General features: G+C 53.8%; 12 protein-coding genes. 4 read left to right on the forward strand and 8 right to left on the reverse strand.

Annotation, left to right across the window (positions count from 1 at the left end; translation table 11 throughout):
- Positions 1–131: 131 nt before the first annotated feature.
- On the forward strand, positions 132–1,328 hold the full coding sequence (locus IBT54_RS19925; protein WP_201252802.1) for a nicotinamide mononucleotide deamidase-related protein YfaY: 1,197 nt from the start codon (positions 132–134) through the stop codon (positions 1,326–1,328).
- A 274-nt stretch (positions 1,329–1,602) separates the two neighbouring features.
- Here the strand turns inward: IBT54_RS19925 and yfaE are convergent, their stop codons facing one another.
- The 5 genes from yfaE to ubiG all read right to left on the reverse strand — a co-directional run bounded on the left by yfaE (position 1,603) and on the right by ubiG (position 8,462).
- The gene (gene yfaE, locus IBT54_RS19930) at positions 1,603–1,863 is read right to left on the reverse strand and encodes a class I ribonucleotide reductase maintenance protein YfaE (protein WP_013358564.1); all 261 of its coding nucleotides are present in this window, start codon (positions 1,861–1,863) and stop codon (positions 1,603–1,605) included.
- A 2-nt stretch (positions 1,864–1,865) separates the two neighbouring features.
- Positions 1,866–2,996, reverse strand: coding sequence for a class Ia ribonucleoside-diphosphate reductase subunit beta (gene nrdB, locus IBT54_RS19935; protein ID WP_201252803.1), 1,131 nt, complete (start codon positions 2,994–2,996; stop codon positions 1,866–1,868).
- A 72-nt stretch (positions 2,997–3,068) separates the two neighbouring features.
- Positions 3,069–5,354 carry a class 1a ribonucleoside-diphosphate reductase subunit alpha gene (gene nrdA, locus IBT54_RS19940; RefSeq protein ID WP_013358562.1) on the reverse strand — a complete coding sequence of 762 codons (2,286 nt, stop codon included), beginning with the start codon at positions 5,352–5,354 and terminating at the stop codon, positions 3,069–3,071.
- Positions 5,355–5,883: 529 nt separating this feature from the next.
- Entirely contained in the window at positions 5,884–7,215 is a 1,332-nt protein-coding gene (locus IBT54_RS19945) for a gluconate:H+ symporter (RefSeq protein WP_201252804.1), read from the reverse strand.
- 521 nt (positions 7,216–7,736) lie between these two features.
- On the reverse strand, positions 7,737–8,462 hold the full coding sequence (gene ubiG / locus IBT54_RS19950) for a bifunctional 2-polyprenyl-6-hydroxyphenol methylase/3-demethylubiquinol 3-O-methyltransferase UbiG (RefSeq protein ID WP_201252805.1): 726 nt from the start codon (positions 8,460–8,462) through the stop codon (positions 7,737–7,739).
- Positions 8,463–8,639: 177 nt separating this feature from the next.
- Between ubiG and gyrA the strand changes: the two genes are divergently transcribed.
- Positions 8,640–11,312, forward strand: a complete 2,673-nt coding sequence (gyrA, locus tag IBT54_RS19955) for a DNA topoisomerase (ATP-hydrolyzing) subunit A (RefSeq protein ID WP_201252806.1) — start codon at positions 8,640–8,642, stop codon at positions 11,310–11,312.
- A gap of 424 nt (positions 11,313–11,736) precedes the next feature.
- Complete coding sequence (rcsC, locus tag IBT54_RS19960; RefSeq protein ID WP_013358559.1) at positions 11,737–14,589, forward strand: two-component system sensor histidine kinase RcsC; 2,853 nt, start codon at positions 11,737–11,739, stop codon at positions 14,587–14,589.
- Between the two features lie 63 nt (positions 14,590–14,652).
- Here the strand turns inward: rcsC and rcsB are convergent, their stop codons facing one another.
- The 3 genes from rcsB to IBT54_RS19975 are packed head-to-tail and all read right to left on the reverse strand — an operon-like array spanning position 14,653 to position 19,136.
- The gene (gene rcsB / locus IBT54_RS19965) at positions 14,653–15,303 is read right to left on the reverse strand and encodes a response regulator transcription factor RcsB (RefSeq protein WP_009089068.1); all 651 of its coding nucleotides are present in this window, start codon (positions 15,301–15,303) and stop codon (positions 14,653–14,655) included.
- A 1-nt stretch (position 15,304) separates the two neighbouring features.
- Positions 15,305–17,962 carry a phosphotransferase RcsD gene (gene rcsD / locus IBT54_RS19970; RefSeq protein WP_013358558.1) on the reverse strand — a complete coding sequence of 886 codons (2,658 nt, stop codon included), beginning with the start codon at positions 17,960–17,962 and terminating at the stop codon, positions 15,305–15,307.
- Positions 17,963–17,981: 19 nt separating this feature from the next.
- The gene (locus tag IBT54_RS19975; protein WP_095706860.1) at positions 17,982–19,136 is read right to left on the reverse strand and encodes an MFS transporter; all 1,155 of its coding nucleotides are present in this window, start codon (positions 19,134–19,136) and stop codon (positions 17,982–17,984) included.
- A gap of 738 nt (positions 19,137–19,874) precedes the next feature.
- On the opposite strand from IBT54_RS19975, the gene IBT54_RS19980 reads away from it, so the two are divergent.
- Positions 19,875–20,717, forward strand: an 843-nt coding sequence (locus IBT54_RS19980) for a BapA prefix-like domain-containing protein (protein ID WP_201252807.1), incomplete at its 3' end; no start/stop codon positions are given.

The raw sequence follows: 20,717 nt of genomic DNA on the forward strand, positions 1-20,717 counted from the left end.
CCCGCTCAACCCTCTGACATTTAAGCGCAACGTGCTGCCTTAGCCGCAACAATCACAATCGCTGGTCATGCCGATTGTGTTTCCCGGGTGGACTTCATACAGTGAAGCAAACGTGAAAAGGAGAATCCGACGTGATTAGAGTAGAGATGCTGTCAACCGGGGATGAGGTGCTGCATGGCCAAATCGTCGACACCAATGCAGCCTGGCTGGCGGATATGCTGTTCCAGCAGGGTTTGCCCATGACCAGTCGCACCACGGTAGGGGATTCACTCGAGTCGCTGATCGCTACGCTGCAGGCGCGCAGTCATGAGGCCGATGTGCTGATAGTCAATGGCGGTCTGGGGCCAACCAGTGATGATCTTAGTGCGCTGGCTGCGGCCCGCGCTAGTGGGGTTGAACTGGCGATGCAGCAGGAGTGGCTGGAGCAGATGGAAGCCTGGTTCGCCAGCCGTGGACGGGTGATGGCGGCCAGCAATCGCAAGCAGGCTGAAATCCCGGCCAATGCGGAGCTGATTGATAATCCGGTCGGAACCGCCTGTGGCTTTGCCCTGCAACTCAATCGCTGCTGGATGTTCTTCACGCCTGGCGTGCCGTCTGAATTTAAAGTGATGGTGGAGCAACAGATCATTCCGCGTCTGAAAACAAAATTCTCGCCGCCCGAACCGCCGGTTTGTCTGCGGCTGACCACCTTTGGTCGCGGTGAAAGTGATATAGCCGCCGAACTGGAGCCACTCGCCCTGCCGGAAGGGGTGGTGATGGGGTATCGCTCATCGATGCCAATCATTGAGATCAAACTGACCGGCCCGGCCAGCCAGCGGGTGGCGATGGAGCAGGTGTGGCAACAGGTGCGTCTGCTGCTGGCGGAGTGCACCATTTTTGAAGGCACCGAAGGTCTGCCGGCACTGCTGGCCCGCGAGCTGGAGCAGCGCGGTGAACAACTGGCGGTCAGCGAGCAATACACCGCCGGTCTGCTTTATTGGCAACTGGCGGCCGCCAGCGTGCCGTTGAGGGGCGCTGACATTCTGCCACCAAAGTCGGAGGGGCTGGAGCAGCAGGTGAGCCGCACCCGCGATCTTGCCGCGCAGCAGCAGGCAGCGCTGGCACTCTCTGTTGGTAGCCTTGAACAGGAAGAGATTTCGGTAGCGTTGCATACGCCAGAGGGCAGTTTTGGTCAGCGCGTGAAGTTCAGCACCGGTCGCTATAACCTTGAAACGCGGCAGAAGGTGGTGGCGATGATGGCGATGAACATGCTGCGTCGCTGGTTGCACGGCAGTGAAGTCAGCACCGGTCACGGCTGGATTGATGTGGTTGAAACTGTCAGACAGTAATGTCAGTGAAAATAAAACGGGCGCCTGAGGCGCCCGTTTTACTTCAGGATGCTGACCAGTTTAGCCTTGGTGGCTTTCAGACCGAGCCTGCGAAGGGAACACGGTCAGATCGGAAAGACGCAAAACCCGTCATCCCTGACCTGCTCTACCCACGCCATCCATGGCGTGGGACGCTTTCCTCTTCTGACCGTGTTCCCTGCGCTTCTGGCTAATCAATTGCTGTCAGGTTCACCCGCATTTGACCTGGGCAGCAATCTGACGAACGCCGCCTCAGTTATAACTCAAGCTCAATCTCGCCTTTAGCTTTGCAGCAGCAGGGCAGGATCTCATCCTGCTGCACAAAGGCCAGCGGCCGCTGTGGATAATGCACTTCGCCTTTCAGCAGCCGCATCCGGCAGGAGCCACAGTAGCCTTCGCGGCACTGAAACTCCACGCAGAGATTGTTGGCTTCCAGCAGCGTCAGCAGGTTGGTGTGCTCGTCTGTGCATTCCAGTCGGGTGCCGGAAGTGCGCAGAATAACAACGTCACGGCTCATGATTAAAGCTGGAAGTCGTCGAAGTCGTTAGCGCCTACTTCAGAGTCGATCTGACCGACCAGATAAGAGCTCACTTCCACTTCCTGCGGCGCAACCTGCACGTTGTCAGACACCAGCCACGAGTTGATCCATGGAATCGGGTTAGAGCGCGTCTGGAAAGGCAGATCAAGGCCAACTGCATGCATACGGATATTGGTGATGTACTCAATGTACTGGCAGAGAATGTCTTTGTTCAGGCCGATCATTGAGCCGCCGCTGAACAGATATTCTGCCCACTCTTTCTCCTGCAGCGCCGCCTTCTTAAATAGCTCAAAGCACTCTTCACGGCACTCTGCCGCAATCTCTTTCATTTCCGGATCGTCTTCACCGCTGCGCAGCAGGTTCAGCATGTGCTGGGTGCCGGTCAGGTGCAGCGCTTCATCGCGGGCGATCAGCTTGATGATTTTAGCGTTGCCTTCCATCAGCTCGCGCTCGGCGAAAGCGAAGGAACAGGCGAAGCTGACATAGAAACGGATTGCTTCCAGCGCATTGACGCTCATCAGACAGATATAAAGCTGCTTCTTCAGCGCACGCAGGCTGACCACAACCTGCTTATCGTTGACCTGATGGGTGCCTTCGCCCAGCTGATGCCAGTAGTTGGTCATCTCAATCAGATCGTCGTAATAGCGTGAGATATCCTGAGCACGCGCCAGAATCTGCTCATTGGTGACGATATCGTCAAACACCACCGCGGGATCGTTCACGATGTTACGGATGATATGGGTGTAAGAACGGGAGTGAATCGTCTCAGAGAATGCCCAGGTTTCAATCCAGGTTTCCAGTTCAGGAATCGAGATCAGCGGCAGCAGGGCAACGTTCGGGCTGCGACCCTGAATCGAATCCAGCAGCGTCTGATACTTCAGGTTACTGATGAAGATATGCTTTTCGTGGTCCGGCAGCGCCTGGTAGTCGATACGGTCGCGCGAGACATCCACCTCTTCCGGACGCCAGAAGAAGGAGAGCTGCTTTTCGATCAGCTTTTCAAAGATGTCATATTTCTGCTGGTCAAAACGCGCCACGTTGACTGACTGACCGAAAAACATCGGCTCTTTCAGCTGATCATTTTTGTTCTGTGAGAAAGTGGAGTAAGCCATAAAAGTTGTCCAAAAGTAGACGAAGCCAGGCCTCGTGAAATGAATGAGGCGGGAGAATCTCCCGCCTGACCATTAGATCTTACAGGCGCCGCTTTCGCAGCCATCATCCTGGATAGAAGGTGCCAGGTCATCCTGCGCATCTTCCGCACCGTCACGGGTGTTCTGATAGTAGAGCGTTTTCACGCCGAACTTGTACGCCGTCAGCAGATCTTTCAGCAGCTGTTTCATCGGCACTTTACCGTTGGCAAAGCGTGACGGATCGTAGTTGGTGTTGGACGAAATCGCCTGGTCGATGAATTTCTGCATCAGACCCACCAGTTGCAGGTAGCCGTCGTTGTTCGGCATTTCCCACAGCAGCTCGTACTGATCTTTCAGACGCTCATACTCCGGCACTACCTGACGCAGGATGCCATCTTTCGATGCTTTGATGCTGATGTGGCCACGTGGCGGCTCAATGCCATTAGTGGCATTGGAGATCTGCGACGAGGTCTCAGACGGCATCAGCGCAGACAGGGTCGAGTTGCGCAGGCCGTGCGTTTTAATCTCTTCACGCAGACTCTCCCAGTCGAGATGCAGCGGTTCGTTGCTGATTGCGTCCAGGTCTTTCTTGTAGGTGTCGATTGGCAGAATGCCCTGCGCATAGGTGGTTTCATTGAACCACGGGCAGGCACCTTGCTCTTTTGCCAGCTCGTTTGACGCTTTCAACAGGTAGTACTGAATCGCTTCAAAGGTTTTGTGGGTCAGGCCATTAGCACTGCCATCGGAGTAGCGCACACCGTGCTTCGCCAGATAGTAGGCGTAGTTGATGACGCCGATACCCAGGGTACGACGACCCATGGCACCACGCTGGGCAGCCGGAATCGGGTAATCCTGATAGTCGAGCAGGGCATCCAGTGCACGCACCGCCAGGGTAGCCAGCTCTTCCAGATCGTCCAGGCTTTCGATGGCACCGAGGTTAAACGCAGAAAGCGTACAAAGCGCGATCTCACCGTTTTCGTCGTTAACATCTTCCAGCGGTTTGGTCGGCAGGGCGATTTCCAGGCAGAGGTTAGACTGGCGAACCGGCGCGATGCGCGGATCAAACGGGCTGTGGGTGTTGCAGTGATCGACGTTCTGAATGTAGATACGGCCAGTTGAAGCACGTTCCTGCATCATGAGCGAGAAGAGATCGACCGCTTTAACACGCTGCTGGCGGATGCTCTTATCCTGCTCATATTTGGTGTAGAGACGCTCAAACTCATCCTGATCGGCGAAGAACGCGTCATAGAGGCCAGGGACGTCAGACGGACTGAACAGAGTAATGTCTTCGCCTTTCAGCAGGCGCTGATACATCAGCTTGTTAAGCTGAACGCCGTAGTCCATGTGACGCACGCGGTTGCCTTCAACGCCACGGTTGTTTTTCAGCACCAGCAGGCTTTCGATTTCCAGATGCCACATCGGGTAGAACAGAGTCGCTGCGCCGCCACGTACGCCGCCCTGAGAACAGGACTTCACTGCGGTCTGGAAATGCTTATAGAACGGGATACAGCCGGTGTGGAACGCTTCACCACCGCGAATCGGGCTGCCCAGCGCACGGATACGACCGGCGTTGATGCCGATACCGGCACGCTGAGAGACATATTTCACAATCGCACTGGAGGTGGCGTTGATGGAGTCCAGGCTATCGCCGCACTCGATCAGCACACAGGAGCTGAACTGACGTGTCGGGGTACGCACGCCCGACATAATTGGCGTCGGCAGCGAGATTTTAAACGTGGAGATCGCATCATAGAAACGCTTGATGTAATCCATACGCGTGTCGCGCGGGTAGCCAGAGAACAGGCAGGCAGCAACCAGAATGTAGAGGAACTGCGCGCTCTCGTAGATTTCACCCGAGACGCGGTTCTGGACCAGATATTTGCCTTCCAGCTGCTTCACCGCGGCGTAGGAGAAGTTCATGTCACGCCAGTGGTCGAGGAATTCGTCCATCTGTGCGAACTCTTCCTGGCTGTAATCTTCCAGCAGGTGGCGATCGTATTTGCCCATGTCGACCATCTTAACGACCTGGTCATAAAGCTTCGGCGGCTCAAACTGACCATACGCTTTTTTGCGCAGGTGGAAGATCGCCAGGCGGGCAGCCAGGTACTGATAGTCAGGGGCATCGCGAGAGATGAGGTCTGCTGCGGCCTTGATGATGGTCTCATGAATGTCAGAGGTTCTGATGCCATCATAGAACTGAATGTGGGAGCGCAGCTCCACCTGTGAAACTGAGACGTTGTTCAGCCCTTCAGCTGCCCAGTCCAGCACACGGTGAATTTTGTCGAGGTCAATGCGCTCCTGGCGGCCATCGCGTTTAGTAACGAGCAGACTCTGGTTCATGTCGCGTTTTTACCTTTGCGTGAGTATCCAAAAATTAAAAGAAATCCCGGCTTATGCACAGCATATTCATTGTGAATAATGTGTGGATAAACACTACATCTTGGGGGTGATGGGAAGTACCATAACTACATGGGGGCTTATTTTAGTATTTTACGGCCGCTTAACAAGAGCAAAAAATGATGGATAGAGGGGTTGTATTTTTGGCGAAAATTCTTAGGCCATGCCTTGTAAGGCCTGGCAACATGTCAACCAGATCACACTTTTTTTTCTAACTTTGATCGGACGCGTATTTCTTATTCAATCCTCAGGATTCAGCAGAAAAAGGGATGAAAAATGGGAAAAAGCCGCTAGCGGGATGTGAAACTGCAGGGAGTCCGCTGCCGCGGTTTATGACAGTTCACTGCTATAACGACGTAACTCTCTGGCAGACAAAAGAATACCTTTTCGTCTGTTTATCCGGAGTACTCGCTTTGTTCCGAGTGTATGAGGATTGCCTTTGCTGCAACTCCTTTACGACAGAGGCATAAAACTAGATGAACTGGCTGACCAGGATGACCATACCCAGACCGACAACTGAGTTTATCAACTCCAGCAGCCCCCAGGTTTTGAAGGTGTCCTTCATTGAGATTCCAAACGTCTCTTTGAACAGTAAGAAGCCGCCATCATACATCAGTGTAATGGTGTTACTGCCGCAGGCGACTGCCAGCACCATCAGCGCCGGATTAAGATGGAAGGCTTCTATCATCGGCGCCACGATGCCCGCTGAGGTAATGGCGGCCACCGCACCCTGGCCGGTCAGAATGCGGATTACCGCAGTGATTAACCAGGCGATAATAAAGGGTGAGAAGGGCACATGACTCATAAGCTGGACAATGCTGTTGCCCACATCAGAGTCAATGATCACCTGCTTGAGGATACCCCCGGCACTGATGACGAACAGCACGTTGGAAATCTGTGAAATTGAGTTGGTGACGTTATGCGTGATGCCTTCGGAGGTCATTCCCCGCTTAACACCCAGAAACCACATCGCAGCCAGCGTAGCGAACAGCATGCTGACTTCCGCACTGCCCAGCAGCTTAACGACGCGTGTCAGTTCAGATACCTCACCAGCCAGCGGCTTGATGACCGAAGCCAGGATCATCAGCACCGCAGGGATCAGTGGGATCAGGATACTGATTCTGAAAGAAGGGAGATCTGCAGGAGCCAGCTCTTTGATTGGTTTGATCATGGAGTTCAGCGGCATACGGCTGATTCCTGGCAGGAAGCGGGGCAGTAAAACGCCTGCACAAAACAGCGCAGGGATAATCACCATGACGCCGTAAAGATAGACCTGCACGATATCTGCGTTGAATGCGCTGATCAGAGCAACCGGTCCTGGCTGCGGTGGAAACAGGCTGTGTCCCATTGTTGCACCGACCACCGTAGGGATGACCAGTTTCATGTAGGGGATATCCGCTTTTTTAGCGATGTTCATCACCAGCGGCATTGCAATCAGGAAGGCCACCTCGTAAAACATCGCAATACCGAATATAACGCCGATAAACATCAGTCCGGTGGACAGGAAGCGGGTGCCACAATGGCGGATGACGGTATCCGCTATCTGCTGGCTGGCGCCTGATTCGGTCATGAACTTCCCAATAATCGCACCGAATATAATGATTAGCGCCAGGTGGCCCATGATACTGCCGATACCCTGCTGGACGACGCCGACTATTTTATCTGCCGGGATACCAACCATGATGGCAACGAACATGCCTGCAATCAGCAGAGAAAATACGTTGTGAAATTTATATTTAAGATTGAGCACGACTAATATTGCGATACCTGCTAATACGCAAAAGAGTGATAAAAAGGGCGTCATAGTTATCCTTAAAAGTTGAGGTTAATCTTTTGCAGGCAGAAACGATTTGCAATCCTACCATTCTAGTATATTTAAATTGCAGGATAGGTTTTTTGAAGCCTGTCACAGTGTTATTAATTCACTGCTTTGGTCCGCGTTGAGGTATTTTTATTTTGCAGATCTTTATCTGATCATTAATGATGCTGGCAGTTTTCACTGATGAGATTTTTTATTTTATATATTGAAATTACTGGATTTTAAACCGTCACCTCAGTTTATTTTCAATTGAATTGTGAGGTTTAAATTTAATTATCAATAGGTGGTGAAAATGAAATTTATTCTTTTTTGGTAAGGGTTGTTATCTTGATGTTCCGATAAATGTTATCAGGCAGATAGCTGGTATGAAGCGCTTACATATATTTAAGGTGAGGTGTAACGCAATGCGAAAATTGTGATGTTGAATCAGCGAATAATTTTAAATTTTCTGTTAATTCGACTCAGACATTATTTATACCCGCCTGCGTTCAGGCGGGTATTTTCACTTATACCGCGCGATGCGTGTGCACCATATAATTGACATCAGTACCCGGGGCCAGTTTGAAGCGGTTGGTCACAGGATTGTAGTGCAGGCCGATGATATTACGTTCACGTAGCGTCGTTTCATCGACCCAGCCCAGCAGTTCGGAAGGGCGGATGAATTTCTTCACGTCATGCGTACCGCGTGGCAGCATGCGGAGCACATATTCTGCGCCAAAGATCGCCAGCAGCCAGGCTTTAGGGTTGCGGTTCAGCGTAGAGAAAAAGACTTCGCCGCCGGGTTTGACCAGTTTCGCACAGGCGTGAATCACCGAGCGCGGATCCGGCACATGCTCCAGCATCTCCATGCAGGTCACCACATCATATTTTCCGGTGTGCTGTTCGGCATGCTCTTCAACGGTCTGCTGTACGTAGTCCAGCGTCACGCCGCTCTCAAGGGCATGCAGGCGTGCCACGGCCAGCGGTTCAGCGCCCATATCCAGGCCCGTCACCACTGCGCCTTCACGCGCCATGCTCTCCGCTAAAATGCCGCCGCCGCATCCCACGTCGAGCACGGTTTTACCAAACAAACCGTTGCTGTGCTGCGCGATATAGCCCAGGCGCAGCGGGTTGATGCGGTGCAGCGGTTTAAATTCACCCTCCAGATCCCACCAGCGCGAGGCCACCGCCTCAAACTTGGCAATTTCCTGCGCATCGACGTTCTGCTGATGATTCTGCGGTTGTGCATTCATTGAATCGTAACTCCTGACAAAATGTGCCCACAGTATAAACGCTTAACCGCGGATGGCACACCTTTCAGGCGTAAGGAAAAGCGGGCGATATCGGTGGTTAACGTTCACCCGGGCATTGCAGTGTGATATACTTTCGCACCTTTAAAATCCGGGATTAAGTAGAGGGATAGCGGCTCCATGAGCGACCTTGCGAGAGAAATTACACCGGTCAATATCGAAGAAGAATTAAAAAATTCTTACCTCGGTTACGCCATGTCGGTCATCGTTGGCCGAGCTTTACCCGATGTGCGTGATGGCCTGAAGCCGGTTCATCGTCGCGTACTCTATGCGATGAGCGTACTGGGTAACGACTGGAACAAACCCTATAAAAAATCTGCCCGCGTCGTCGGTGACGTTATCGGTAAATATCACCCGCATGGTGATTCTGCCGTTTACGATACCATTGTACGTATGGCCCAGCCTTTCTCCCTGCGTTACATGCTGGTGGACGGACAAGGCAACTTCGGTTCCATCGACGGCGACTCCGCTGCAGCGATGCGTTATACCGAAATTCGCATGTCGAAAATCGCCCACGACCTGTTAGCTGACCTGGAAAAAGAGACCGTCGATTTCGTACCGAACTATGACGGCACTGAGCAGATCCCTGAAGTTCTGCCAACCAAAATCCCTAACCTGCTGGTGAACGGTTCGTCCGGTATCGCCGTGGGTATGGCAACCAACATTCCACCGCACAACCTGCGTGAAGTGATCAACGGCTGCCTGGCGTACATTGAAGATGAGAACATCAGCATTGAAGCGCTGATGGAGCACATTCCGGGGCCTGATTTCCCGACCGCCGCCATTATCAATGGTCGCCGTGGCATCGAAGAAGCGTACCGCACCGGACGCGGCAAGATTTACATTCGCGCGCGTGGCGAAGTGGAAGCCGATGCGAAAACGGGCCGCGAGACCATTATCATTCATGAGCTGCCGTATCAGGTGAACAAAGCCCGCCTGATTGAGAAGATTGCGGAGCTGGTGAAAGAGAAGCGTGTCGAAGGCATCAGCGCACTGCGCGATGAGTCTGATAAAGACGGCATGCGCATCGTGATTGAGATCAAGCGTGATGCGGTCGGTGAGGTGGTCCTGAATAATCTCTATTCACTGACCCAGCTGCAGACCTCGTTTGGTATCAATATGGTGGCGCTGCATCAGGGCCAGCCGAAGATTATGGCGCTGAAGGATATTCTGGACGCCTTCGTTCGCCATCGTCGTGAAGTCGTAACGCGTCGTACCATCTTTGAACTGCGCAAGGCCCGTGACCGCGCGCATATCCTGGAAGGTCTGGCGATTGCACTGGCGAATATCGATCCGATCATCGAGCTGATTCGTCGTGCGCCAAACCCGGCAGAAGCGAAAGCGGGTCTGATTGCCCAGGCGTGGGATCTCGGTAACGTGTCAGCGATGCTGGAGCGTGCCGGTGATGACGCCGCGCGTCCTGAGTGGCTGGATCCGCAGTACGGCATCCGTGACGGGCAGTACTATCTGACCGAGCAGCAGGCTCAGGCGATTCTGGATCTGCGTCTGCAGAAACTGACCGGCCTTGAGCACGAGAAGCTGCTGGATGAGTATAAGGCGCTGCTGGAGCAGATCGCTGAGTTGCTGCACATTCTGTCAAGCGCCGAGCGTCTGATGGAAGTGATCCGCGAAGAGCTTGAGCTGATGCGCGATCAGTTTGGTGACGATCGTCGTACCGAGATCACCGCAAACACCGCTGATATTAATATCGAAGACCTGATTAATCAGGAAGATGTTGTCGTGACCTTGTCGCATCAGGGCTATGTGAAGTATCAGCCGCTTAGCGACTATGAAGCGCAGCGTCGTGGTGGTAAAGGCAAGTCAGCCGCGCGTATCAAAGAAGAGGACTTCATTGATCGTCTGCTGGTGGCCAATACTCATGACACGATTCTTTGCTTCTCAAGCCGTGGCCGTCTGTACTGGATGAAGGTTTATCAGCTGCCAGAAGCAAGTCGTGGCGCGCGTGGACGTCCAATCGTCAACCTGCTGCCGCTGGAAGCCAACGAGCGTATTACGGCGATTCTGCCGGTACGTGAGTATACCGAAGGCTTCAATATCTTTATGGCGACCGCGCTGGGTACCGTGAAGAAGACGGCGCTTAAAGAGTTCAGCCGTCCACGCAGCGCCGGTATTATTGCCGTGAATCTGCGTGATGACGATGAGCTGATCGGCGTGGCGCTGACTAATGGCAACGATGAAGCGATGTTGTTCTCCGCAGCCGGTAAAGTGGTTCGCTTTGCAGAGTCCGCAGTTCGTGCCATGGGTCGTACCGCTTCTGGCGTGCGCGGCATCAGGCTGGCTGAAGGCGATCGTGTGGTGTCGCTGATTGTGCCGCGTGAAGAAGGTGCCATTATGACCGTGACGCAGAATGGTTACGGTAAGCGTACGGCCAACAGCGAATACCCGACGAAGTCGCGTGCGACGCAGGGTGTTATCTCAATCAAAGTGACCGAGCGTAATGGTCCGGTGATTGGCGCGGTTCAGGTTGTCGATGGCGATCAGATTATGATGATCACCGATGCCGGTACGCTGGTGCGTACCCGCGTGTCAGAAGTGAGCGTCGTGGGTCGTAATACCCAGGGTGTGATTCTGATTCGTACCGCTGAGGATGAGAACGTCGTCGGACTGCAGCGTGTTGCCGAGCCGGTTGAAGAGGAAGAGCTGGATTCAATCGACGGCAGCGTGGCGGAAGGCGAAGATGATATTGCGCCGGAAGCTGAGATCGACGATGAAGAGATTGCACCGGAAGCAGATGCAGTAGACGAAGACGACGCAGCAGAAGACGAAGAGTAATTTGTCTGATGTAAGCTGAGGTTCGTTGCAGAAACGGCAGGTCAGGGGAAACCCGGCCTGCCGTTTTTTTTTGAGGTCGGGTGTGGGTGGCTGTGAGTCGGGAGCCGACGAAAGACCCGCTATGCCCGATCGCAAAGGATTCCCGCATCCCTGCGGATCGGCCACGCCATCCGTGGCGTGGACGCTTTGCTCTTCGGGCATAGCCAGCCTTTCTCGTTGGAATGACGGTGTCGCTTTGAGTTCTTACGGGCAAGCCTGTACGCAAGCCTTCCTGTTCACTGATAGCTGGCTGCTTTCGCTATCTTAAAAGATTCCCAAACCTTCCGCTAAGCCTGCGGCTGGCTGGCTTTTTTCGCCTGATAAAGCTAGTGTATGGGCATTAAAAATCGATGATGCGACTAACCTTGCCAACTGCGAGTTACCTTTGAAATATCCTGTCTCTTTCCGCACTACGCTTCGCATCTCGCGCTATCTTTTCCGCGCGCTGGCGCTGCTAATCTGGACGCTGGGCGCTGTTCTGACGGCGTTTTACATCATCAGCGTGCTGCACAATAAAGAGACGCAGGTCCGGCAGGAGTTCGCCAGCAACTACGGCACGATTCAGTGGTATGTGCGCCATTCGGCGGACATGATGCGTGAGCTGAAATATATCACCGAGAACCGCCTGACCAACGCCAGCAGTGGTCTGGATGTGCTGACCGGCATGATGCCGGGCAAAACTACGCAGCCGCAGTTTACGCCACTCTTTTCGGATGGCGACTGTACTTCAATGAGCAATACCTGGCGCAACTCGCTCGATTCCCTCAGCTACTACATCAATTACTGGAAGAGCAACTTCGCCTCGTCATATGAGCTTAATCGGGTGTTCTTTATCGGTGGCGAGAGTCAGTGTCTGGCGGACTTTACCATTGGCAGCAGTAATGCCGATCGGGAACGCAGCCTGAAATCGCTGCGTGAGAATGTACTGCGCTATCGCAATAGCAGCGAAGAAGATCGCCGCAATCCGATGTACTGGATCAATAGCAGTGCGCAGCCCGGCGTCGGCACCTTCTATATGGTAGTGCCGGTTTATGTCGCCAATAAGTTACAGGCGCTGCTGGGTGTTGAGCAGAACATCCGGCTGGATGAGTTTATTCAGCCGGGCAGCCTGCCGATTATTGCGTCTATTACCGACGAAAATTACCGTCCACTGCTTAACTCGCGGCGCGGCGGGCTGGGCTTCTCGCTTGATAATCTGCCGGATGATAAAACCTGGTTTGGTTATCTGAATGGGTATCGTCAGCTGGTGCTGAAGAAACCGCTGCCGCCGTCCGATCTTAACGTGGTGTGGTCGATACCCACCGACGTCATGGTGGATCAGCTTAAGCTGATGATTATCAATGCGCTGCTGCTTAATATTTTCAGCGCCGTGATCCTGTTTACTCTCGCATGGGTGTTTGAGCGACGGATGTTCCTGCCGGCGGAGGAGAATGCGCACCGGCTGGAAGAGCATGAGCAGTTTAACCGTAAGATTGTGGCCTCTGCGCCGGTCGGGATCTGTATCTTACGTACCAGCGACGGCACCAATATTCTGAGTAACGAGCTGGCGCACAACTATCTGACGTTGCTGACGCAGGAAGATCGTCTGAGACTGAATGAGATTATTGGCGGGCAGCAGGTCAACTTTGTCGATGTGCTGACCGGCAGTAATACTAACCTGCAGATCAGCTTTGTGCATTCGCGCTATCGTAATGAGAACGTGGCGATTTGCGTGCTGGTCGATGTTTCGGCGCGCGTACGAATGGAGCAGTCTCTGCAGGAGATGGCCCACGCGGCAGAGCAGGCCAGCCAGTCTAAATCGATGTTCCTGGCTACCGTCAGTCACGAGCTGCGCACGCCGCTGTATGGCATTATCGGTAATCTCGACCTGTTACAGACCAAAGAGCTGCCCAGCGGCATCGACTCGCTGGTGACGGCGATGAACAACTCCTCCAGCCTGCTGCTGAAGATCATCAGCGATATTCTCGATTTCTCGAAAATTGAGTCCGAGCAGCTGAAAATTGAGCCGCGTCCTTTTGCACCGCGCGAAATCGTCACCCACATCGTCGGTAACTATCTGTCGCTGGTGGTGAAGAAGCGGCTGACGCTCTACTGCTTTATCGAACATGATGTGCCGCAGGTGCTGGATGGCGATCCGCTGCGCCTGCAGCAGGTGATCTCGAACCTGCTGAATAACGCGATTAAGTTCACGCACACCGGCTGTATTATCCTCCACGCCTGGGTTGCCGAAGGCTATCTGGCCTTCCGCGTCCGTGATACCGGCGTCGGCATCCCGGCGAAAGAGCTGCCACGTCTGTTTGATCCTTTCTTCCAGGTAGGCAGTGGCGTGCAGCGTAATTTCCAGGGCACCGGGCTGGGACTGGCGATCTGTGAAAAGCTGATCAATATGATGGACGGTGACATTGAAGTTGACTCAGAGCCAGGCATGGGTAGCCAGTTCATCGTCCGTATTCCGATCTACAAAGGGCAGAAGCCGTCACTGATGCTGCTCGAGGATTTGAAAGAGAACAAAGTCTGGCTGGCGATGCGTAACGACTATCTTGCGGAGTTTATTACCCGCCAGATTCAGCAGCAGGGCATTGAGGTCGCGGAATATAATGGTAAGCCGGGTCACGACGATGTGGTGATGACTGATTACGACCTGGAAATCGACTTACCGCTGCGGGCGCTGATCACCTTCGATGGCTCGCATGTGGATATGCCGCGTGAACGTCAGCCGGGACGCTGGATCCACTCAACAGCCACGCTGCACGAGGTGCCGGCGCTGCTGGCGCGCATCTACCGTATTTCGCTGGGCCACGATGCGGCGGATGCGTTGCTGCTAGCCGCGCCGGTCGAAGAGAAAGTGCATAACGATGACATCATGGTGCTGATTGTCGATGACCATCCGATTAACCGCATGCTGCTGTCGGAACAGCTTGGCACGCTGGGCTATCAGGTGAAAACCGCGCAGGATGGCGTTGATGCGCTTAACGTGCTGAGTCGTAATGAAATCGACATCGTGCTGACTGATGTGAACATGCCAAACATGGATGGTTATCGACTGACGCAGCGGTTGCGTCAGCTGGGCCATCTCTTCCCGGTTGTCGGCGTGACGGCGAATGCGCTGGCGGAAGAGAAACAGCGTTGTATGGATGCGGGCATGGATAACTGCCTGTCAAAACCGGTGACGCTGGATGTGTTGAAAGTGACGCTGGCCATCTATGCTGATCGGGTGCGCAAAACGCGGATAGGATAGGGCAGGATAAAGCAGGATAGGGCAGAGGTAAGGCGGTGCAGGCTGCACCGCCTCAGACGTAACTTAGTCTCTTTCGACCTGAGTCTGGCTGACAGACGACAGGTAGTTCAGCAGCGCGATATCATTATCCACGCCCAGTTTCATCATCGCTGATTTCTTCTGGCTACTGATCGTTTTGATACTGCGGTTTAGTTTCTTGGCGATTTCCGTTACCAGGAAACCTTCAGCGAACAGACGCAGTACTTCGCTCTCTTTTGGTGACAGACGCTTGTCGCCATAACCACCTGCGCTGATCTTCTCCAGCAGTTTCGCAACGCTTTCCGGCGTATATTTCTTGCCTTTCTGCAGTGCAGCCAGTGCTTTCGGCAGATCGGTAGGCGCGCCCTGTTTCAGGACAATCCCTTCGATATCGAGATCAAGCACAGAACTCAGAATCGCCGGGTTGTTGTTCATGGTCAGAACAATAATCGACAGATCCGGATAGTGGCGTTTAATGTATTTAATCAGCGTAATGCCATCGCCATACTTCTCACCTGGCATTGAGAGGTCGGTGATCAGGACGTTAGCATCAAGCTTGGACAGATTATTGATCAGTGCTGTTGAGTCTTCGAACTCACCTACAACGTTGACCCATTCAATTTGTTCCAGAGACTTTCGGATACCGAAAAGGACAATTGGATGGTCATCGGCAATAATTACGTTTAAGTTATTCATCTTATTGGTTACCTTGCTGCAGCAGTTGATTGACGTAAGCGTCAATATCACTGGTGGTATTTGTAATGTTTGAATCGTCACACGCTTTAATGTGGTGTTCTAACTCTTCACAAAGCTGTTTGCCGGGAGTCAGATTGAGCATGGCAAACACGCCCTTTAGGCGATGCGCTGTCTGAGCAAGCGAGGCGTAGTCCTTTTCCGCCGACTCAGTATACAGTCTCTTCACATCAACCGGTACTGTCTCCGTAAACAGCTGGAAATAGCCGCCGCTCATCAATGGCGTGGCCGTGTCGTCTTCCATGTCATTATCCATCACATCATGCGACAGTTGCTTCTCAATCAGGGCCAGTAAGGCATCCAGCATCGCATTACTGAGATTGAAATTGACCCGATACTGCTGGTCGTTCAGTGCATGATGACCCAGTTCATCTTCCGCCAGCAGCAGTGCCCAGCCGCTAAGCTTTGAGGGATCGTCGGTCACCAGCACATCGTGATCCTGACCGGAAATGCGCTCATCGGGTGTCAGACACCGTGCGCCCCAGTTCTCCAGATGGCGGCAGACGATTTTATGCACGTCCTCCACGGTGATCTCCACCAGCGCGGTCACACCATCCAGAATCTTTTCCTCTTCTTCTTCGTGCTTCTGCTCCAGCACCAGCGGCAGCTGCATGTTATAGCGCGTGCCGATATCCGCTTTTGCCACGATATCGAGGCTGCCACCCATCTGCTTGCAGAGCTGCTTACACAGGAAGAACGCCATGCCGGAAGCCTGTCCGTAGCGATCCTGACTGGTATCGCCCAGGAACGGGAAGTCGACATTCGCCAGCTCATCCACCGTCAGGCCCGCACCGGTGTCCACCAGTTCGATGATCACTCTATCGGCCTGTTTGTCCGCAGCCTTAACTTCCAGAGTGATTTTTCCCCAGCGGGTGGTGGTCAGAGCATAGTGCATCAGCGTGGTCAGCACTTTGCGCAGGGCGCGACGGTCGCCAAAGCGCGTCTCGTCATTCGCCAGATGATTATTCACCACCAGCGACAGCCCTTTGCGACGCATCAGCGGCAGGCTTTCCAGTGCGATTTCGTCCAGCAGCTCCTGCAGGTTAAAGACGGTGGCATCCGGTGACCAGTCATGCGCCTCAAGCCGGTTCAGCAGCACGATATCATCCACCAGTCGCGCCAGCCCCTGGCTCTCATCGAGCAGGTCCAGCACAGTCTCATCGGCGTCACGCTGGCTGAGCTGCACCAGCTGCGTCACCATCTTCTCCAGTGGCTGATTCAGCGCATGTCCCAGATTGTGCAGCAGTTGCTGACGCATCTGATGGTTGCGGTCCAGCACCTGCTGTGCTTTCTGCAGTTTCTTGTTCACCAGCAGCTCACGATCCTGGTCACGCATCATAAACAGCTGGGTATGTGGCGACAGCACGCTGCGGGCGTGGCGAATTTCATACACTTCGTTATTGATAGTGGCCTGCAGCACGCCCTGATGCTGGTCGGACATATTAATAATCTTCTGCAGATTGAGGTGAGGCAAAAGATGTTCAGCAATCTTATTGCTCAGCAGGGTGCGGTTGCTGGCAAAGTCATACACCAGCAGGCCGACCGGCAGGCTGGCGACAATCTCCTCATTCAGTACCCGTAGCGAGTCGAGTTCAGCGCTCTGATTCTCGCTGGGACGCAGCGATTGCTGGCGCAGCAGCACGATACCCGCCAGCGACAGCAGGAATAGCAGCAGGTTGATCAGCAGCGGCCAGAGCAGGTTGTGCAGGCTGTCGATAATCAGGCGGGTAATCGGCACCTGATAGACCAGCTGCAGCGACGTGCTGGGCAGGGTGGCCGTAATCTCAATATTGGGATTAACCAGCGTGATGCGGGTGTTTTCCACCTCCTGCTGATCGGCTGTCGTGGCAGGCATTGAGCTGTCCTGACGCAGCTGGAAGTTTTCCAGCGGCATGTTCTGCGGAACAATATCGTTAACCGGCAGATCAAAGGCGACCACCGTGGCCAGATGGCCCGGCTGATTAAAAGTGGTGCGCAGCGTGAAATAGTGGTCGTTCTGGAAGGCGAGGTGGCGCAGCGGCGAGAAGCTCTCGCGTTCATCCAGCGCATTAGCCTGTTGCAGCATCTCCGCGCGGCGGCTATCCACCATTGCGCTGATAGCGCTCTCTTTATAGCGCGTCGCCATATCTTTCAGCGGCAGGGTCGAGATCATAATCAGGCTGTTGTCCTGACCATTTAAAAAATACATCGACCAGGTGGGATTTTCTGCGCCCCACAGCGTGTCGAGATAGTTCGACATCCGCATGGTCATATCCAGCGTGCTGCTGTCGTGTGAGCCGAAAATCAGCGCTTCGGTTTTACGGCGGGTTTTTTCCAGGTAATAGACGTCAGGACGCAGCCGCGTCTCCTGCAGATTGCTGCCGGGTGTGGCGCCTGCTGCACTGGTAGAGAGATTTTCATAGATTTGCCAGGTGGCAAAGCGGTAGGCGTCGATGCGCTTCTGCACGTCACGCGCCAGATCGTCCATGGCATAGCGTTTGCCGGTCAGCCAGGCATTGACCGAGTTATGCACCATAAAGCCCAGCGCCAGCAGCAGCACCAGATTGAAAACCACAAAAAAGCGGGTGACATTGCCGGAGGTCAGTGGAAACTTATACAACATAGCGTGTCAGGTACCTGAATTATCGCGCAACTTTTCGCGCACTGGCGGCTACCGCTAACAGCAACAGCGCGATCATTAAAAATGCGCCGCTGAGGCTGATCCATTGCGAAATGAATCCGATTAAAGCCGGACCTGAGAGAATACCCGCATATCCCAGCGTTGTCATGGCAGAAATCGCCAGGTTCGCAGGCATATCCTGTTGATTCCCGGCAGCATTGAACAACATCGGCACCGTATTGGACAAACCAAAGCCCACCAGCAGAAATGCCAGCAGGGCGATCTCCGGCCACGGCAGCCAGACGGCCAGCGTCATACCCGCTGCGGCAGTCAGTGCGCCCGTCAGCATCACCGGATAGCGGCCAAAACGCTGGATGATCTTATCGCCGCTAAAACGGCCCAGCGTCATCGCAACCGAAAAGACCGCATAGCCCAGACCCGCATAAGCGGGTGACATCGCCGGATTCTGCAGCAACAGCAGTGCGCCCCAGTCCAGCACCGCCCCTTCCGCCAGGAACAGGATAAAGCAGAGCAGGCCAAGAAATGCGACCCAGCCGCGTGGGATCACTAGCCAGGGCTGATCGGGCTGATGCAGGCGCTGATTCATTAACACCGGCAGTCGCCACAGCAGCAGTAACAGCATCACGGCCATCACTACCAGGGTCGCGTGCAGCGGCGTAAACGCGCGGCTCAGCAACAGGCTCACCGTACCCGCTCCCAGAATCCCGCCCAGGCTGAAGAAGCCATGAAAGCCGGACATCATCGGTTTATCGGCAGCCTGCTCAACCTGCACCGCCTGATAATTCATCGCCACATCCAGCATGCCGAGCCCGGCACCAAACAGCATCAGCGCCGCTGCCATCACCAGATGAGAGTCAGCGGTGGCCAGCAGCGGCATCATAAGCAGCACTAACAGCGTGGAGAAGCCCATGACCCGACGGCAGCCAAACCGTGCCACCAGCGTGCCGGTCACCGGCATCGCGGCCAGCGAGCCAATTCCCAGGCAAAGCAGTAATGCGCCCAATGAGGCGCCGCTGAGCTGCAGACGATCGCGGGCAAACGGCACCAGCGGTGCCCAGGCTGACATCCCTAAACCATTAATCAGAAAGATGGTGCGTGTGCCCCAGTTCAGGCGGCTCTGATACTTATGTTGTTGTGCAGCGTCCAGTGCAGTCATAGGTCAGATTCATCAAGGGTAAAGCGGAAAAGTGTAGCACTGGCCGTGAGTTCAGTGGCCGTTGCGCCTCTTATTAAAGTGGTGCAGCAACATCGTTTAAATGGCAAAACCGGGAGTTTACCGACTTTTGCTGCGCCGCGAATTTTTTCCAGAACTTTCCTGGTATGACCACCACACACACGGCATGACTTAACTCAAATTTCAATGCTGATTTTCAACAAGTTGCCACCCAAAAGGCGGAACAGGACCAGCCATAAATGATGGCTGAATCGCATAATTAACAAATTTATTTTTCCGGCCTCAGGTTTTTGAAAGGGTGGTTTTTTTACCAATTTGCATCATTTATGGAAACAGTCAGCAATAAATTGACATGAAAAAACAAGGGCAAAGTGAATTTTCCGAAAATTGAATTTCAGCTATGTCTAATGTAATAAAAATTAAATCATAATGAAATCTGTACATTGAAATTGATTTTTACCAGGGTTACGCTAAAAATTACTTTGTCAGAACCGTTACGTCTTGCGTCAGTCTGTACAACTAAATCTAACAATAATACTGCCACCTTCCGCTTCGCCAGGGATGCGTGGTGCAGCTTTGCTTTGCCATCTCTACATACACCAGGTTGAGACGCCTTCTGTGATTCAGAAGGTGAAACTATGTGTGAAGGCCTTAAGCATAAAATAACTTTATGTTTATGGATTCAGTATATTAGCTAATCTGGTGGAATAGAGGTTACAAATGGCAGAACTCACGCAAGGCCGTGTAGACATTATCTCGCGCGAAAACGGCACACTCCTCTCACAGACCGCTGGCGGTTCGTCACAATCCATTAACCTCACCGAGCCCAGCGTTGTGCGCATCAGCGGCACGCGCGACATGGTGACGCAGTTCGATCGCCAGGGTAACGATCTCGTGCTGAAAATGCGTGACGGCAGCACGGTACGCTATCAGAAATTCTTCCTCGATGACGCCGAAGGCCAGCACAGCGAACTGGTGTTCGATGATGGGGTTAATCCACCGGAACATGCGCTCTTTCCCCAGACTGCCGAGGGCGCTGAACTCGCCTCAAGTTCGGTTACGCCCACTTATGAGTCACTCGACAGCGTAGAGCCGCTACTGCTGGCGGATAACACCAACACCTCAATGGGCGTGATCACCGCGGGTGGTCTGGGTGTGCTCGGCTTAGCCGGACTGGCCGTGGGTGTAGGTCGTGGTGGAGGCGGAGGTGGAGGGAATGGCGGCGGCAACGATGGCGGCACCGATCCCGGTACACCGGTTACGCCAGGGACGCCTGCCATCACTCTGAATGCATTCGCTGGCGATGATGTACTGGATAACGCGGAAAAAACTACCGATCAGGTACTGAGCGGCACTACCAGCAATGTTGAAGCAGGTCAGATTGTTACCGTCACGCTGGGCGGCCAGACCTATAACGCCACCGTGGGTGCGGACGGTAGCTGGAGCGTTACGATCCCGGCTGCGGCGCTGGCAGGACTTGCTGCAGGCACCACCACCATTGACGTCAGCGTTACTAACGCAGCAGGCACGGCGGCCACCGGCAGCCTGCCGATTACCGTCGCC

The sequence above is a fragment of the Pantoea sp. S62 genome (assembly GCF_016658625.1).
Lineage (GTDB): Bacteria > Pseudomonadota > Gammaproteobacteria > Enterobacterales > Enterobacteriaceae > Pantoea > Pantoea vagans.

What these genes read in the sequence shown, in the direction of transcription:
- rcsD (WP_013358558.1), bottom strand. Translation starts at nt 17,962, where the DNA reads ATGTTGTATAAGTTTCCACTGACCTCCGGCAATGTCACCCGCTTTTTT.
- ubiG (WP_201252805.1), bottom strand. Translation starts at nt 8,462, where the DNA reads ATGAATGCACAACCGCAGAATCATCAGCAGAACGTCGATGCGCAGGAA.
- nrdB (WP_201252803.1), bottom strand. Translation starts at nt 2,996, where the DNA reads ATGGCTTACTCCACTTTCTCACAGAACAAAAATGATCAGCTGAAAGAG.
- IBT54_RS19975 (WP_095706860.1), bottom strand. Translation starts at nt 19,136, where the DNA reads ATGACTGCACTGGACGCTGCACAACAACATAAGTATCAGAGCCGCCTG.
- rcsB (WP_009089068.1), bottom strand. Translation starts at nt 15,303, where the DNA reads ATGAATAACTTAAACGTAATTATTGCCGATGACCATCCAATTGTCCTT.
- IBT54_RS19945 (WP_201252804.1), bottom strand. Translation starts at nt 7,215, where the DNA reads ATGACGCCCTTTTTATCACTCTTTTGCGTATTAGCAGGTATCGCAATA.
- nrdA (WP_013358562.1), bottom strand. Translation starts at nt 5,354, where the DNA reads ATGAACCAGAGTCTGCTCGTTACTAAACGCGATGGCCGCCAGGAGCGC.
- yfaE (WP_013358564.1), bottom strand. Translation starts at nt 1,863, where the DNA reads ATGAGCCGTGACGTTGTTATTCTGCGCACTTCCGGCACCCGACTGGAA.
- gyrA (WP_201252806.1), top strand. Translation starts at nt 8,640, where the DNA reads ATGAGCGACCTTGCGAGAGAAATTACACCGGTCAATATCGAAGAAGAA.